The 15,053-nt window shown below is 71.6% G+C and carries 13 protein-coding genes; 12 read left to right on the forward strand and 1 reads right to left on the reverse strand.

Annotated features, from left to right (window positions below; genetic code table 11):
- The first annotated feature begins 67 nt into the window (after positions 1-67).
- From AC3CH1_RS18550 to AC3CH1_RS18590, 9 genes are all read left to right on the forward strand, one after another.
- Positions 68-1,321: a nucleotide disphospho-sugar-binding domain-containing protein gene (locus tag AC3CH1_RS18550; protein WP_488463955.1), complete on the forward strand. Its 1,254-nt coding sequence runs from the start codon at positions 68-70 to the stop codon at positions 1,319-1,321.
- Positions 1,322-1,365: 44 nt separating this feature from the next.
- The gene (locus AC3CH1_RS18555; protein ID WP_488463956.1) at positions 1,366-2,961 is read left to right on the forward strand and encodes an MDR family MFS transporter; all 1,596 of its coding nucleotides are present in this window, start codon (positions 1,366-1,368) and stop codon (positions 2,959-2,961) included.
- Between the two features lie 94 nt (positions 2,962-3,055).
- Positions 3,056-3,682 carry a DsbA family oxidoreductase gene (locus AC3CH1_RS18560; protein ID WP_488463957.1) on the forward strand — a complete coding sequence of 209 codons (627 nt, stop codon included), beginning with the start codon at positions 3,056-3,058 and terminating at the stop codon, positions 3,680-3,682.
- 119 nt (positions 3,683-3,801) lie between these two features.
- Positions 3,802-3,933: a hypothetical protein gene (locus AC3CH1_RS18565; RefSeq protein WP_488463958.1), complete on the forward strand. Its 132-nt coding sequence runs from the start codon at positions 3,802-3,804 to the stop codon at positions 3,931-3,933.
- Positions 3,934-4,068: 135 nt separating this feature from the next.
- The gene (locus AC3CH1_RS18570; protein ID WP_488464435.1) at positions 4,069-5,979 is read left to right on the forward strand and encodes a 2-oxoacid:acceptor oxidoreductase subunit alpha; all 1,911 of its coding nucleotides are present in this window, start codon (positions 4,069-4,071) and stop codon (positions 5,977-5,979) included.
- Positions 5,972-7,051 (forward strand): 2-oxoacid:ferredoxin oxidoreductase subunit beta, encoded by a 1,080-nt coding sequence (locus AC3CH1_RS18575; protein ID WP_488463959.1) that lies wholly within the window; start codon positions 5,972-5,974, stop codon positions 7,049-7,051. The genes AC3CH1_RS18570 and AC3CH1_RS18575 overlap by 8 nt, the downstream gene beginning before the upstream one ends.
- 275 nt (positions 7,052-7,326) lie before the next feature.
- On the forward strand, positions 7,327-8,292 hold the full coding sequence (locus tag AC3CH1_RS18580; protein ID WP_488463960.1) for an alpha/beta hydrolase: 966 nt from the start codon (positions 7,327-7,329) through the stop codon (positions 8,290-8,292).
- Between the two features lie 188 nt (positions 8,293-8,480).
- On the forward strand, positions 8,481-9,449 hold the full coding sequence (locus tag AC3CH1_RS18585; RefSeq protein WP_488463961.1) for a DUF1648 domain-containing protein: 969 nt from the start codon (positions 8,481-8,483) through the stop codon (positions 9,447-9,449).
- 2 nt (positions 9,450-9,451) lie between these two features.
- Complete coding sequence (locus AC3CH1_RS18590; RefSeq protein WP_488463962.1) at positions 9,452-9,808, forward strand: GntR family transcriptional regulator; 357 nt, start codon at positions 9,452-9,454, stop codon at positions 9,806-9,808.
- A 241-nt stretch (positions 9,809-10,049) separates the two neighbouring features.
- Here the strand turns inward: AC3CH1_RS18590 and snpA are convergent, their stop codons facing one another.
- Positions 10,050-10,703, reverse strand: a complete 654-nt coding sequence (gene snpA, locus AC3CH1_RS18595) for a snapalysin (protein WP_488463963.1) — start codon at positions 10,701-10,703, stop codon at positions 10,050-10,052.
- 314 nt (positions 10,704-11,017) lie between these two features.
- Between snpA and AC3CH1_RS18600 the strand changes: the two genes are divergently transcribed.
- The 3 genes from AC3CH1_RS18600 to AC3CH1_RS18610 all read left to right on the forward strand — a co-directional run bounded on the left by AC3CH1_RS18600 (position 11,018) and on the right by AC3CH1_RS18610 (position 15,045).
- Complete coding sequence (locus AC3CH1_RS18600) at positions 11,018-11,971, forward strand: LysR family transcriptional regulator (protein ID WP_488463964.1); 954 nt, start codon at positions 11,018-11,020, stop codon at positions 11,969-11,971.
- Between the two features lie 130 nt (positions 11,972-12,101).
- Positions 12,102-13,100 (forward strand): NAD-dependent epimerase/dehydratase family protein, encoded by a 999-nt coding sequence (locus AC3CH1_RS18605; RefSeq protein ID WP_488463965.1) that lies wholly within the window; start codon positions 12,102-12,104, stop codon positions 13,098-13,100.
- A gap of 115 nt (positions 13,101-13,215) precedes the next feature.
- The gene (locus AC3CH1_RS18610) at positions 13,216-15,045 is read left to right on the forward strand and encodes a choice-of-anchor A family protein (RefSeq protein ID WP_488463966.1); all 1,830 of its coding nucleotides are present in this window, start codon (positions 13,216-13,218) and stop codon (positions 15,043-15,045) included.
- The last annotated feature ends 8 nt before the right edge of the window (positions 15,046-15,053 follow it).

The following is a 15,053-nucleotide window of genomic DNA, read 5'->3' on the forward strand; positions in this document are numbered from 1 at the left end:
TTGTCTGCTGGTTCTGCCACCGGCACCTTGCCACAACCCCGCGGAGGCGTCAGTGAGAGTCCTGTTCGTGATATTCCCGGCGACGGCGCACTTCCACCCGGTCGTGCCGCTGGCCTGGGCCCTGCGGGCCGCCGGCCATGAAGTGCGCGTCGCCACCCACGCCGGCATCACCGAGACCATCGGCGCCGCCGGGCTGACGGCCGTACCCGTCGGCGACACCGAAGCGCTGCGGCACGTCGTCGAACTCAGCAGGGACCCGGGCCTGTTGGAGGAACTCGACTCCGGACTCACACTCGACACCGAACACGCCGACGACTGGGAGACCACCTGGCTGCGTACCGTACGCAGCCTCTCCGTCTTCGGCCATGCCCTCGACGATCTGGTCGCGGTCTGCCGCAGCTGGCAGCCCGACCTGGTCGTCTGGGACCCCTTCTGCGTGCCCGCCGCCATCGCGGCACGCCTCACCGGAGCCGCCCACGTGCGGTGCCTGTGGGGTCAGGACAACGTCGCCTGGCTGCGCGCCCGGGCCCGGGAGCAGGCGGGCCACAGCGGCCCCGACGAGATCCTCGCCAGGCTGATGGAACCCCTGCTCGAAGCGTACGGACTCGACTACGACGACGAGCTGCTTCTCGGCCAGTGGACGATCGACCCGAGCCTCGAAGGGCTGCGGTTGTCCACCGGCCTGTCCACCCTGCCCATGCGCCAACTGCCCTACCACGGAGCGGCGACGCCACCGCACTGGCTCGACGAGCTCCCCTCCCGGCCCCGGGTGTGCCTGACCCTCGGCGTGGGAGGCCGCGGCCGCCAGCTCTTCGCGGAGACCGGCGTCTCCCTGACCGACACGGTCACCGCACTGTCCACCCTGGACATCGAACTGCTCGTCACCCTCGACCCCGGGCAGTGGCCGGCCGGCACCGCCCTGCCGGACAACGTACGGCTCATCGACTACGTACCCCTCGACCTGCTCCTGCCGTCCTGCGAGGCGGTCATCCACCACGGCGGCACCGGCACCTTCAACGCCGCCGTCGCCCACCAGGTCCTCCAGCTCATCGTGCCCATGCCCTTCTGGGAAGAGCCCGCCAACGCCCGCCACCTGCGGGAGAGCGGCGCCGGAGAAACCATCGAACCCGCGATGTTCAGCGCGGACGCGCTCCGGGACGGCCTCGCCCGGATCCTGCGACAGCCCGGTTTCCGCGACGGCGCGCGGCAGTTGCACGAGGAGTACCTCAGATCCCCCGCCCCCCACGGCCTCGTAGCGTCCCTGGAGTCCCTCACCCGGGCCCACCACGACCGAGGCACCCTGACCACGAACAGCACCTGACGCACCACCAACCCCACCCCTGCATGACCCACCCGAGGTGAAAGATGTCCGAAGAAGCGACCCCGACCGATGCCCGCCTGAACAAGGCACAGATCCGCAAGCTCTACGTCATCGTCGGCTCGGTGCTGATAGCGATGATGCTGGCGACGCTGGACAACCTCGTCCTCGGCACGGCGATGGCCACCATCGTGGGGGAGCTGGGCGGCCTCGACCAGCTGAGCTGGGTCGTCACCGCGTACGCCCTGGCCAGCGCCGTCTCCACACCCGTGTGGGGCAAGCTGGGCGACATGTACGGCCGCAAGGGCATGTACCTCACCTCCATCGTGGTGTTCCTCATCGGCTCCGTACTGGCGGGCCTGTCCCAGACCATGGGGCAGCTCATCGCCTTCCGCGGCGTGCAGGGCCTCGGCGCGGGCGGCCTGATGGTCGGCGCCCTCGCCATCATCAGCACGGTGGTGCCGCCCCGTGAACAGGGCCGCTACCAGGGCCTGGTGGCCGCCGCCATGGGTGTCACGATGGCCGCAGGACCGCTCGTGGGCGGGCTGGTCACCGACACCCTGGGCTGGCGCTGGTGCTTCTACATCAACGTTCCCCTCGGGTTGCTCGCCCTGTTCATGGTCAGCTCCGTCCTGAAGCTGCCCAAGCACCGCTCCCAGGCCCGTATCGACTACCCCGGCGTGATGCTGCTCACCCTGGCCATCAGCGCCGTCGTCCTCGTCAGCGCCTGGGGCGGCACCGAGTACTCCTGGTCCTCCGGTGTGATCCTCGGTCTGATCGGCGCGGGCGCCATCGCCTCGGTCTGCTTCGTCCTCGTCGAGCGCGTCGCGCAGGAGCCGGTGCTGCCGCTCGGACTGTTCCGCAACGCGAACTTCTCCCTCGTCCAGGTCAACGGCCTGCTCGTGGGTGCCCTGATGTTCGGCCTCATGACCTTCCTGCCGCTGTTCCTGCAGGTCGCCGGGGGCGCGTCGGCGAGCAACGCCGGCCTGCTGCTGCTGCCGACCTTCATCGCCATGATGGCCACCAACATGACGGTGGGCCGCCTCATCACGGCCACCGGACGCTACAAGGGGGTCATGGTCGCGGGCGGAGCGCTGTCGGCCGCGGGCATGCTGATGCTCGCCCGCTTGACCACCGACACCTCCTCGCTCTACTCCGGCACCGCCATGGTCCTGGTGGGCGCCGGCACGGCCTGCATGATGCAGACGGCGATCCTCGTCTCCATCCAGAGCGTCGAGGCCAAGGACCTGGGCGTCGCCGCGTCGACCGCCACCCTGTCCCGTACGATCGGCGGCTCGATCGGCATCTCCGTCATGGGCGCCGTCTTCGCCACCACGATCGGTGACGCCCTGAACGGCCTCGGCGGCGGCACGCACGTCGGCGAGGGCAAGCCGCAGATCGACCCGGCGAAGCTCGCCGAACTGCCCGCGAGCGTACAGCGCGTGTACCAGGAGGCCGCTGCCGACGGCACCGGCAGCGTGTTCCTCCTCTCGGCCGGTCTCGCCCTGGTCGCGTTGGTCGTCTCCGCCGTGGTCAAGGAGGTCCCGCTGCGGGAGACGGCCGCCGTCGACGTGGACGCGGACGACGCCGACAGCGGCGCCGGCGACAGCGACACCGGCGACAAGGGCGTCAAGACCGCCTGAGCCACCCCGACGCCCGCTCGCGGCCGGTGCCGGTCCGACCCGGCCGCGAGCGGGTGCCCGCTCGACCTCGCACTTCACGTCGGAGAGTCCCCTCATGACCACGAACACGCTTCCCACACGCCGTGTCGAGTTCGTACTCGACCTCATGTGCGCCCATTCCTACGTGGGCTTCGCCCGTCTGTCCCGGGCTGCCCGGCGCTACCGCGACCGGGGCGGCGAGGTGCGCGTCGCCTTCCGTCCCTTCCAGGTCGTACCCAACGCACCGGCCGAAGGCAGGCCGTTGTACGACGTGCACAAGGAGGTGTTCGGCGAGGAGGAGGCCCGAACCATCGCCGCCGACACCTCCTTCGGCGCCGCGGACGGCATCGAAGCCCACTTCGACAGGGCCGTCCACGTCAACACGTTCGAAGCGCACCGGCTGCTCGCCGCGGCGTCCGCGCAGGGCCGAGGCGAGCCGATGGCGGAGCGGCTCTTCCGCGCCTACCTGACGGACGGGCTGGACATCGGCGACGCGGACACACTGCGCCACCTGGCCGCCGAGACCGGCGTCGAGCCCGCGACGGGCGGCGCGGAGGAACTGCGGGCCCGGCTCGCGGAGGTCCGACGGGCCGGTGTCACCTCCGTACCGCGGTTCCACTTCGACACCGGCCGGACCATCAGCGGGGCGCAGCCGGAGGAAACCTTCCGGACGGCTCTGGAGGGCCCGGTCAGCACGGTCTGAGAACGACTTCCGCTCTGCCTGCCGCGCGGGTGTGCCCGAACTTCCGGGGCGCACCCGCGCTTCACTTTCCCGGGGCCCGACGAGTGGGGAAGGCCCGAACTCCTCGAGAGAAGGACACGATGGAAGCCGATGTCATGGAGCGCGCAGAGACCGTTCACGAGGCGCCGGCACTCGAGCACGGCCCGCCCGTCCTTCTCGCGGGCGAGGAAGAAGACGTGCCCGACCGGTGCATCTTTCGGGGCACCGACTGACCGGAGCCGCATGGTCGCGACGACGGGCCGGCGGAACCGACCGGGGTCGCCCTGAGGCGGACCGCCGCACCTCCGACACCGAACTCCCGCTCCGCCGCGACGTCGCGGCCCGTGCGAAGAACGAAGAACGTGAGCGTGCCGTCTTCGACATACCCGTCAACAAAGGAGAATGTGGTGGCCGTCGTCACAGTGACCAAGGAAGTGCGCCGTCTGGACCGGGTGGTCATTCGTTTTGCGGGTGACTCGGGTGATGGTATGCAGTTGGCAGGCGATCGCTTTACGTCGGAGACGGCGTCGTTCGGTAACGATCTGTCGACGTTGCCGAATTTTCCCGCGGAAATTCGTGCGCCTGCCGGGACGTTGCCCGGGGTGTCGAGTTTCCAGGTGCATTTTGCGGATCATGACATTCTGACGCCGGGGGACGCGCCGGATGTGCTGGTGGCGATGAACCCGGCGGCGTTGCGGGCGAATATCGGCGATGTGCCGCGTGGTGCGGAGATCATCGTGAACACGGACGAGTTCACGAAGCGGGCGATGCAGAAGGTGGGCTACGCGGCCTCGCCCCTGGAGGACGGGTCCCTGGACGGGTTTAGCGTGCACGGGGTGCCGTTGACGACGCTGGTGGTGGAAGCGTTGAAGGGGTTCGACCTGTCGCGGAAGGACGCGGGCCGGTCGAAGAACATGTTCGCCCTGGGGCTGTTGTCGTGGATGTATCACCGGCCGACCGAGGGAACGGAGAGTTTCCTACGGGAGAAGTTCGCGCGCAGGCCGGAGATCGCGGCGGCGAATATCGCGGCTTTCCGGGCGGGCTGGAATTTCGGGGAGACGACGGAGGATTTCGCCGTCTCCTACGAGGTGCGGCCGGCGGCGGCGTTCCCGGCCGGCACCTACCGGAGCATCTCCGGCAATCTGGCCCTGTCCTACGGCCTGGTGGCGGCGTCCCGGCAGGCGGATCTGCCGTTGTATCTGGGCTCGTATCCGATCACCCCGGCGTCGGACATTCTGCATGAGTTGTCGAAGCACAAGAATTTTGGGGTGCGGACGTTCCAGGCGGAGGACGAGATCGCCGGGATCGGTGCGGCGCTCGGGGCGGCGTTCGGCGGCAGCCTGGCGGTGACGACGACGTCGGGGCCGGGGGTGGCGCTCAAGTCGGAGACGATCGGCCTGGCGGTGTCGCTGGAGCTGCCGTTGCTGGTGGTGGACATCCAGCGGGGCGGGCCGTCGACCGGTCTGCCGACGAAGACGGAGCAGGCGGATCTGCTGCAGGCGATGTACGGCCGCAACGGCGAGGCGCCGGTGCCGATCGTCGCCCCGAAGACCCCCGCGGACTGTTTCGACGCAGCCCTGGAGGCGGCGCGGATCGCGCTCACCTACCGGACGCCGGTGTTCCTGCTGTCGGACGGGTATCTGGCGAACGGCTCGGAGCCGTGGCGGATCCCGCACGCGGAAGAACTCCCTTATCTACGTACGGAGTTCGCGAGCGGCCCCAATCACACGCTGGACGACGGCAGCGAGGTGTTCTGGCCGTACAAGCGCGATCCGGAAACCCTTGCGCGGCCGTGGGCGGTGCCGGGCACACCGGGCCTGGAGCACCGGATCGGCGGCATCGAGAAGCAGGACGGCACGGGCAACATCTCCTACGACCCGGCCAACCACGACTTCATGGTCCGCACCCGCCAGGCCAAGATCGACGGCATCGATGTCCCGGACCTGGATGTCGACGACCCCACGGGGAACGCCTCGCTCCTGGTGCTCGGCTGGGGCTCCTCCTACGGGCCGATCACCGCCGCGGTGCGTCGGCTGCGGGCGGCCGGTGAGTCCGTCGCGCAGGCGCATCTGCGGCACCTCAACCCGTTCCCACGGAATCTGGGCGAGCTCCTGAAGCGCTACGACAAGGTGGTCGTGCCGGAGATGAACCTCGGCCAGCTCGCCACCCTGCTGCGGGCCACGTACCTGATCGACGCCCTCAGCCACACCCAGGTCAACGGCATGCCCTTCAAGTCCGAGCAGCTCGCCACGGTCCTCAAGGAGGCCCTCGATGGCTGACACGATCACGGAGAACACCGGCCCGGTCGAAGCGCTTTCGCTGGTGCCCAGGGCCCAGGCCGAGCAGTCCATGAAGGACTTCAAGTCCGACCAGGAAGTGCGCTGGTGCCCGGGGTGCGGTGACTACGCGGTTCTGGCAGCCGTGCAGGGGTTCATGCCCGAGCTCGGGCTGGCCCGCGAGAACATCGTGTTCGTCTCCGGCATCGGGTGCAGCTCCCGTTTTCCGTACTACATGAACACGTACGGGATGCATTCCATCCATGGCCGTGCTCCCGCCATCGCGACCGGACTGGCCTCTTCCCGGCGGGATCTGAGCGTATGGGTGGTCACGGGTGACGGGGACGCGCTGTCGATCGGCGGCAATCACCTCATTCACGCGCTGCGTCGGAACGTGAACCTGAAGATCCTGCTGTTCAACAACCGGATCTACGGTCTGACCAAGGGCCAGTACTCCCCGACCTCGGAGGTCGGGAAGGTCACCAAGTCGACACCGATGGGCTCTCTGGACGCGCCGTTCAACCCCGTCTCCCTCGCCCTCGGCGCCGAGGCCAGTTTCGTGGCGCGGACGGTGGACTCGGACCGTAAGCACCTCACCGAGGTACTGCGGCAGGCCGCGGCCCATGACGGCACGGCACTGGTGGAGATCTACCAGAACTGCAACATCTTCAACGACGGCGCCTTCGATGTGCTGAAGGACAAGCAGCGGGCCGAGGAGGCGGTGATCCGCCTGGAACACGGCCGGCCCATCGTCTTCGGCGCCGGCGGCACCAAGGGCGTCGTCCGCGACCCCCGCACCGGAGAGCTCGAGGCCGTCCCCGTCACCGACGCCAACCGGGACCGTGTCGTCGTCCACGACGCCCACGCCCCGTCCCCGGCCGCCGCCTTCGCCCTGTCCCGGCTCGCCGACCCGGACACCCTCCACCTCACCCCCATCGGCGTGTTCCGCTCCACCGACCGGCCGGTCTACGACACCCAGATGTCCGACCAGCTCGACGCCGCCGTCGACCAGCACGGCAAGGGCGATCTCGCCACACTCCTCGCCGGCAACGACACCTGGACCGTCGCCGGCTGACCAGAACCGGAGCGGCGCGCTCCTGCCGCGCCTCCTGGCCCCACCGTCCGACCGGCCGCTTCGAGGTAACCGCTCGGCCGAGGGAGAAACCATGCTTTCGATCGCTGACAAAGCACCGACCCAGCCCGGACAGGTACACGTGCCTCCCTTCGGCAGGCTGGTCCGACGACGCCTCGCATGGGGTGTCGCCGTCGTCGTGGGCAGAGGTGAGGACCGCCCGGTACGGGGATCCCGTCCCGCCGACGGGCGTACGGGGATCCTGGGGGGCGACAGACATGTCTGACGCCCCGGAGATCCAGAAGGTCACGCTCGACGCCGCGGGCGTCCCGATGTCCGCCCTGCTCGCCGAACCGGCGGGTCCGCCGCGCGCCGTGGTGGTGGCCATCCACGGCGGTGGCATGAGCGCCGGCTACTTCGACAGCCGGGCCAGACCCGGCCTCTCCCTGCTCGATCTGGGCGTCAGGCTCGGCTACTCCGTCCTGGCCGTGGACCGGCCCGGATACGGAGCGTCCACCTCGTATCTCCCCGAGGGGCAGACGGTCCTCCAGCAGGCGGCCACGCTGCACGCCGCGCTCGGCGACTTCGCGGGCACCCACGACACCGGTGCCGGTTTCTTCCCCGTGGCGCACTCCAACGGGGGCAAGCTGGCCCTGGCTGCGGCGGCCGAGGCCGCCATGGAGCCGGTGGCCGTGCCTCTCGTGGGCCTGGACATATCCGGGCTCGGCAGCACCCTGGCCGTCGACGCGCGCCAACTGCCCGGACCGGACGGTCACGGAGACTGGCGCCGGCACTGGGGGCCCCTGCGGTTCTACCCGCCGGACGCGTTCCGGCTCGGCCGGGCGCTGGTGTCGCCGGTGCCCGGCCTGGAAGCGAGCGAAGGCCCCTTGTGGCCCCGCCTGTACCCGGGCATCGCCGCACTGGTCACGGTCCCGGTCAGATTCACCTTCGCCGAGCAGGAACAGTGGTGGCGCTTCGACGAAGAGGCCGTGGCGATGCTCAAGGCACCGCTGTCCGGAACGAAGGTGACGGTCGACCACCAGCCGGATGCCGGCCACAACATCAGCCTCGGCTGGGCGGCCCGCACCTACCACCTCAGGGCGATGGGCTTCCTTGAAGAGTGCCTCCTGGCTCGGGACGCGGCACTGCCCCGCGTGACACCGGCCGCCGGGCGCCCGCGACCGGCCACGGCCGACCCCGACCTGGTCCGATCGGCGACGCACCTCACAGACGTGCACGCGTAGGTCCACCCGGTCCGCGTCACCTCCCGCGGTCGGCCGACCGCGGGGCGCCGCTGAGGAAGTCCGACCGGGTCCCCCCCCCGTTCGCCACACAGCCCCGCGCTGTTCCGCATCCCGGTACGGGGCGGACGCACGTCCCCCGTTGCTCTCGCCTGATTGTTCTACTAACATGCGAACAACGGAGGTTTTCCATGACAAGCAAGAACCTTGGCCGCGCGACGCTCGCGGCCCTGCCCTTTGTGCTCGCTCTCCTCGTCGACCTCGTCGTCCACCTCACCGTCAAGGACCGGCTGCCCGATCGGCTGGCCGTCCACTTCGACGCCGGCGGCTCCGCCGACGGCTACATGGGCGTCACCGCCCATCTCCTCTACACCGCCACATCGCTGCTCGTGCTCGGCGCGCTGTGGGCCTTCATCGCGGTCAACGGCAAGCTCCACGGCCGTGCCCACCGGTGGTTCATCGGCGGGGGCTTCGCCGTCGCCGGGTTCCTCGGATACCTGTTGGTCGCCGTCCTGTTCGTCAACGTGGACGCCTCCGACGGCGGACCGGCGGACGGCTTCCCGCTCCTGCACGTCGTCGTGGCCCTCGGGGCGGCCGTCCTCGCCGGAGCCCTCGGTCTGTCGGCGTCCCGGCTCGCCCCCGCACCCGACGACCCCCGCGACCGGGACCCGGTGGGCCGGGAGCGGATCGCGCTCGCCGACGGCGAGGTGGCCGGCTGGGCGCGCGGGATCGGCGCGTGGTGGGTGCCGATCGCCGTGCTGGTGTTCCTGGCGGCGGGTGTCACCGTCGGCCTGGAGCAGAGCTGGTTCATCGGGGGCCCGCTCCTTCTCCTCGCCCTGGTGGCTGTCACCTTCTGCCACCCCCACGTCACCGTGGACCGGCGGGGACTGACCGTCTCCGGTCTGCTGCCCCGGCCCCGGGTGCGGGTGCCGCTGGAGCGGATGGCGGGAGCGGACAGTCGCCGCGTCAACGCGCTCGCGGAGTACGGCGGTTGGGGTTATCGCATCCGCCCCGAGCGCAGCGGCGTCATCACCCGATCGGGCGAGGCCATCGTGGTCAGCCTGACGAGCGGCCGCGAGTTCGCCGTGACCGTCGACGACTCGGCCACCGGCGCGGCCCTGCTCAACACCCTGCTCGACCGGCAGCGGACGGGGCGCTGACCATGCTCTTCCGGGTCGATCCGACCTCCACCGCCCCGCTCGGCGACCAGATCGCCGCCTCGGTCCGGCGTGCGGTCGCCGAGGGCGCGGTGGCCCCGGGCGAGCGGCTGCCCGCCGCCCGGGTGCTCGCCGAATCCCTCGGCGTGAACGTCCACACGGTGCTGCGCGGCTACCAAAGGCTGCGCGAGGAAGGGCTCATCGAGCTCCGCCGCGGCCGGGGCGCGGCGATCACCGAGGGCGCCTCGCCGCAGCGGGCCCGGCTGCTGGAGCGCGTCCGCGAAGCCGTCGCGGACGCCCGGGACCTCGGCATGACCGAGGACGAACTGCTGACCCTCGTCCGCGGCGAGTTCGACGCCTGACCGCCACACGGGTGCGCACGGCCCGGCCGGCCGGCCGGACCGGCACGGGCGCGGACCGCGCAGAGGACCGTTCCGCGCCCGGAACAGTCCTCTGTCGTGTGGGGGGTGCCGGCCGGTCCCGGGACACAGGACCGGCCGTTCTCCGCCGGACTGCCGGACTGCCGGACTGCCGGACTGCCGGACTGCCGGACTGCCGGACTGCCGGACTGCCGGACTGCCGGTGCGACCGGTGCGACCGGTGTCAGGAGGCGGAGCGGGCGAGCGCGGCCAGGCCGTTCTGCCACAGCTGGTTCACCCGGGCGCGCTCGTCGGCGTCCGGGTTGGCGTTGGTGCAGGACGGGCCGGGGCCGCCGCCGGACATCAACTCGCTGCACGGTCCGGAGTAGTTGTCCGGCAGGCCGAGCACATGCCCGGTCTCGTGCGTGGTGACCCGGGTCGAGTCGTACTGCTGGTTCTGGGCGTAGTCCAGGAAGATGTACCCGCGACCGTGCCCGTCGGTGCTCGCGTAGGAGCCCCGGGGGTCGTTGCCCTCGCGGTAGGTGAAGTCGGCGTTGGAGCCTTCCTGGAGCTGGACGTTGGAGACCGAGCTGTTCCAGATTTGCGTGCTGTTGGCTATCTCGCCGCGGAAGGACGGCGCGCTCGACGCGTTGTAGGTGACCGTGACGGCCTTGATGCCCGGGTTGGCGGCGCGCTTCTCGGCGACGGACTTCATGACCGCGTCGAGGAAGGCGCGGTTCGCGGCGGCGTTCTCGCCCGAGCCGTTGTACGCGGCGATGGTGGTGGAGGAGGGGGCGGCAGGGGCCGGAGCGGCGGCGACCACGGGTGCGGTGCCCAGCGCGGCGAGGAGGCCGAGCCCGGCGGCGGCGGTGGCGACAGCGGTCCTGAGGTGACTCATGGGGGGATTTCTCCTACCTGTCCGATCGAACCCGCGCCGTGGGGGTGTCCGCTGGGCGGACAGGGCGTGGGGCGGTACGGGGAAGAGTGTGGTGCAGCGCACAGTCGGCGGGATGATGTCGAACGGCGATAGCTCCGCCGTATCGCCGCCCGGCCCCTCTCGCGCCGCACGTCAGCCGCCCTTGAGCATGCCATGCTCACGTCACGGGCACGGCATCGCCACATGTCCCAAAGCCCAACACCCCCTGAATTGACGCCGTTTGGTGGGGTTGCGACGTCTGGTGCACGGCGCGCGGCGGTCATAGTCTCCGCTGCATGGAGCTGGAGGTGAGGCACCTCAGGGCGCTCTGCGCCATCGCCGACGCGGGCAGCCTGCACCAGGCGGCCCGACGCCTCGGTGTGAGCCAGCCCTCCCTGACCACCCAGCTCCGGCGGATCGAGAACACGCTCGGCGCCGAACTGTTCCGCCGCGAACGGACCGGCTGTCGGCCGACCTCCCTGGGGCGGGTCGTCCTGAGCCGGGCCCGGCCCCTCGTGGACGGCATGAACGACCTGGTCGCCGAGGCGCTGGCGGAGGCCGAGGCCGCCCGGCCACGCGGATCCCGGCTGCGCATCGGCTGCACCGCGAGCCGGGTCATCGGCGGCTGGCTGCGCCGGCTGCGGGTCGCCCTGCCCGGCACCGACATCTCGCTGCGGGTCGACGTCTCCGCCCACGCACTCCTGGGCTCGGTCGAGGCGGGCCGCCTGGACGTCGCCTTCGTGCACGAGGTGGAGGGCTCCCCGCTCGCCGTGCCGGAGGGCCTGGAGCAGCGCGTACTCGTGGAGCGGGAGCCGCAGTTCATCTCGCTCTCCCGGGACCACCCCGCCGCCCGCCGCCGCGTGGTGGAGCTCGCGGACCTGGCGGGCGACCCGTGGATGGTCGATCCGACGGTGGACGGCGAATGGGACGGGGTGCGCCGGGTGCTCGGCGCCGCCGGCCTCAACCCGCCGGTCCTGCACGGCGACTACCTCACCGCCGCCTCCCTCGTCGTACTCGGCGAGGCCGTCGCGCCCTGCCAGCCGACGTCGGGCCCGCGCGACGACATGGTGATCCGCCCGCTGCTGGGGGACCCGCTCGCGGTGCGGCTGCTCCTGGTCTCCCGGCCCGGGGCGGACATCGCGGTGGTGTACGCGCAGTTGGAGGACGCCTACCGCGACGCGGCGCGCCGGGCCAGCGGCTACCACGAGTGGCTGCTGCGCCACCGCTCCCCGCTGGCCCGCACACCCTGATCCGCCGGCGTTCCGCTCGCGCCGGCGGCGCCCCGCCGACCCGCGCTCCGGCCCCGCGACGGCGAGTTCCCCGTTCTGCTGACAGCGTGCTCGTGTTCCCCCGCCGCCTTCCGGCGGGCAGAGTCGTCCCATGAGGCTTCTGATGCTGGGCGGTACGGAGTTCGTCGGACGGGCCGTCACCGAGGCCGCGCTGGAGCGGGGCTGGGACGTCACCGTGTTCCACCGGGGCCGTCACGCGCCACCGCCCGGCGTGCGCGTGCTGACCGGGGACCGGACCGCGGGTGAGCGCGGACTCGCGGCGCTGGCGGAGGGCGGGCAGGAGTGGGACCTGGTCGTCGACACCTGGAGCGGCGAGCCCGCCGCCGTCCGCGACGCCGCCCGTCTGCTGTCCGGCCGGTCCGGGCACTTCAGTTACGTCTCCAGCCGCTCGGTGTACGCCCATCCGGCCGCCCCGGGGCTCGACGAGGACGGCCCGCTGGTGGCCGGCGCCTCGCCCGACGACGCCGCGGACGTGCCGTACGACCGGGCCAAGCGCGGCGGCGAGCTGGCCGTCCTCGACGCCTTCGGCGACCGGGCCCTGCTGGCGAGGGCCGGGCTGGTCATCGGCCCCGGCGAGAACATCGGCCGACTGCCCTGGTGGCTGGCGCGGATCGCCCGGGGCGGACCGGTGATCGCCCCCGGCCCGCCCGGGGCCGAGCTCCAGTACATCGACGCGCGGGACCTGGCGGACTGGATCCTGGACGCGGCGGCGGGCGGGCTGCACGGCGCGTACAACACCGTCAGCCGCCCCGGCCACACGACCATGGGCGAGCTGCTGGAAGCCTGCGTACGCGTCACCGGGTCCGACGCCGAGCTGCGCTGGACCGATCCGGAGGTCCTGCTGGCCGCCGGGGTCGAGCCCTGGAGCGACCTGCCGATCTGGCTCCCGCCGGGCGAGCTGTACGACACGCTCCACCGGGGCGACCCCACCAGGGCGTACGCCGCGGGGTTGCGTTGCCGCCCGGCCGGGGAGACCGTCGCGGACACCTGGGCCTGGCTGCGCGCCCTCGGCGGGGTGGCGCCGCAGCGCCCGGACCGCCCGGCCGTCGGCCTCGACCCCGCGCTGGAGGCGAAGCTGCTGGCCCTCTGACGCACCGCTGCCACCTGCGTGTCGCGCCGAAGAAACCTCCTATAGGCCTACACAAAGGGGCAAGAGCGGCGTGTCATACAAAATGACTAAGTGTTAACCATGCATATTGCGCGGCATGGAACAGAAGGCGCGCAGGCGCGGCAACGCAATCCGGGCAGCAGTGACAGTGGCCACGGCCGCGGCGATGGTGGGCGTGCTGGCCCCGGCCGCGGGTGCCGATCCGCTGCCGGGCGGACTGGGACCCTGCCTCGGCAGCTCCTGCCCGCCCAGCTGGAACGACCCCAACAACGGTCCGGTCACCAACTTCGACAGCAATATCAACGTCTACGTCGGCGGGGACTTCCTGGTCCGGGAGGCGGCGGCCGAGGCGGAGGGGAAGGTCGTCACCCTCGGCAGCTTCGACATGGACAAGCGGGACGGGGTCTCGCAGGTCTACAACGTCGGCATCGCGGGCGTCGGTTCGCGGGTGCCGCCGCCGGACGGCTCCGACTACCTGACGGCGGGCGGTGACGTGACCGTCGCCGCCGGCGAGCGCCTGCTCGCCGAGGAGGGCACGCACTCCGGCCGCGTCGCGTACGCGGGTGAGCTGACGGGCACGGTGAACCCCACCACCGCCCCGCGCTTCGACGAGGACGCGGCCGCCCCGTTCACCGGGCTGCGCCCGCAGCTCACCGAGGCCAGCCAGTGCTACGCGTACGACGGCGACGAGCACCGGGAGGCGACGGGCACGTGGGTGAAGGTCGGCGACGTCATGACGTTCACCGGTGACGGCTCGTCCGCGATCCAGATCTTCGACGTGGACGCGGACCTGGAGTCGGAGGCGGGCGGCAACACGGGATTCGTCTTCAACGGCATCCCCGAGGGCGCGACGGTCCTCGTCAACGTCTACGGCGCAACCCGGAGCGTCGCCACGTTCATGGGCTCGTTCCCCAACGAGGGCCTCCGCGAGAACCTGCTCTGGAACTTCCCGGACGCCACCGACCTGTCCATGAGCGGCCCGGCCCAGTTCGAGGGCAGCGTGCTGGTGGGCCAGCCGACCAGCACCACCGTGCTCAGCATGAGCGGCACCAACGGCCGTTTCTACACGGCGGGTTCGCTCACCCACACCTCGGCGGGCGCGTCGGGCGGCCAGGAGATCCACGCGTACCCTTTCGACGGCGACCTGCCGACCTGTTCGCCCGACCCGACCCCGACGCCGACGGATCCCACGCCGACGCCGACGGACCCGACGCCGACGCCGACGGACCCGACCCCGACTCCCACGGATCCCACGCCGACGCCGACAGACCCAACCCCGACGCCGACAGACCCGACTCCGACGCCGACGGACCCGACTCCGACGCCGACGGATCCGACTCCGACGCCGACGGATCCGACTCCGACGCCGACGGATCCGACGCCCACGCCGACCGACCCCACGCCGACGCCGACCGACCCGACTCCGACGCCGACGGATCCGACGCCCACGCCGACCGACCCCACGCCGACGCCGACCGACCCGACTCCGACGCCGACGGATCCGACGCCCACGCCGACCGACCCCACGCCGACGCCGACCGACCCGACGCCGACTCCCACGGACCCGACCCCGACTCCCACGGACCCGACGCCGACGCCGACGGACCCAACCCCGACTCCCACGGATCCGACGCCGACTCCCACGGACCCGACGCCCACCCCGACCGACCCCACTCCGACTCCCACGGACCCCACGCCGACGCCGACCGACCCGACGCCCACCCCCACCGACCCCACTCCCACTCCGACTCCCACCCGCACCGCCCACCCGCCGCGCCCCACGCACTCGCCGAGCCACCCGGGTGAGCTGCCCGACACCGGCTCCCGGGGCGGCGAATGGATCATCGGGTCCATCGCGGCCGCGCTGGTCGCCGCCGGCGGCACGGTTCTCGTGGCCACGCGCAGGGCTCGTCGCCGCACCTTCTAGCAGGCACG

Source organism: Streptomyces sp. MGP-P1 (genome assembly GCF_057766565.1).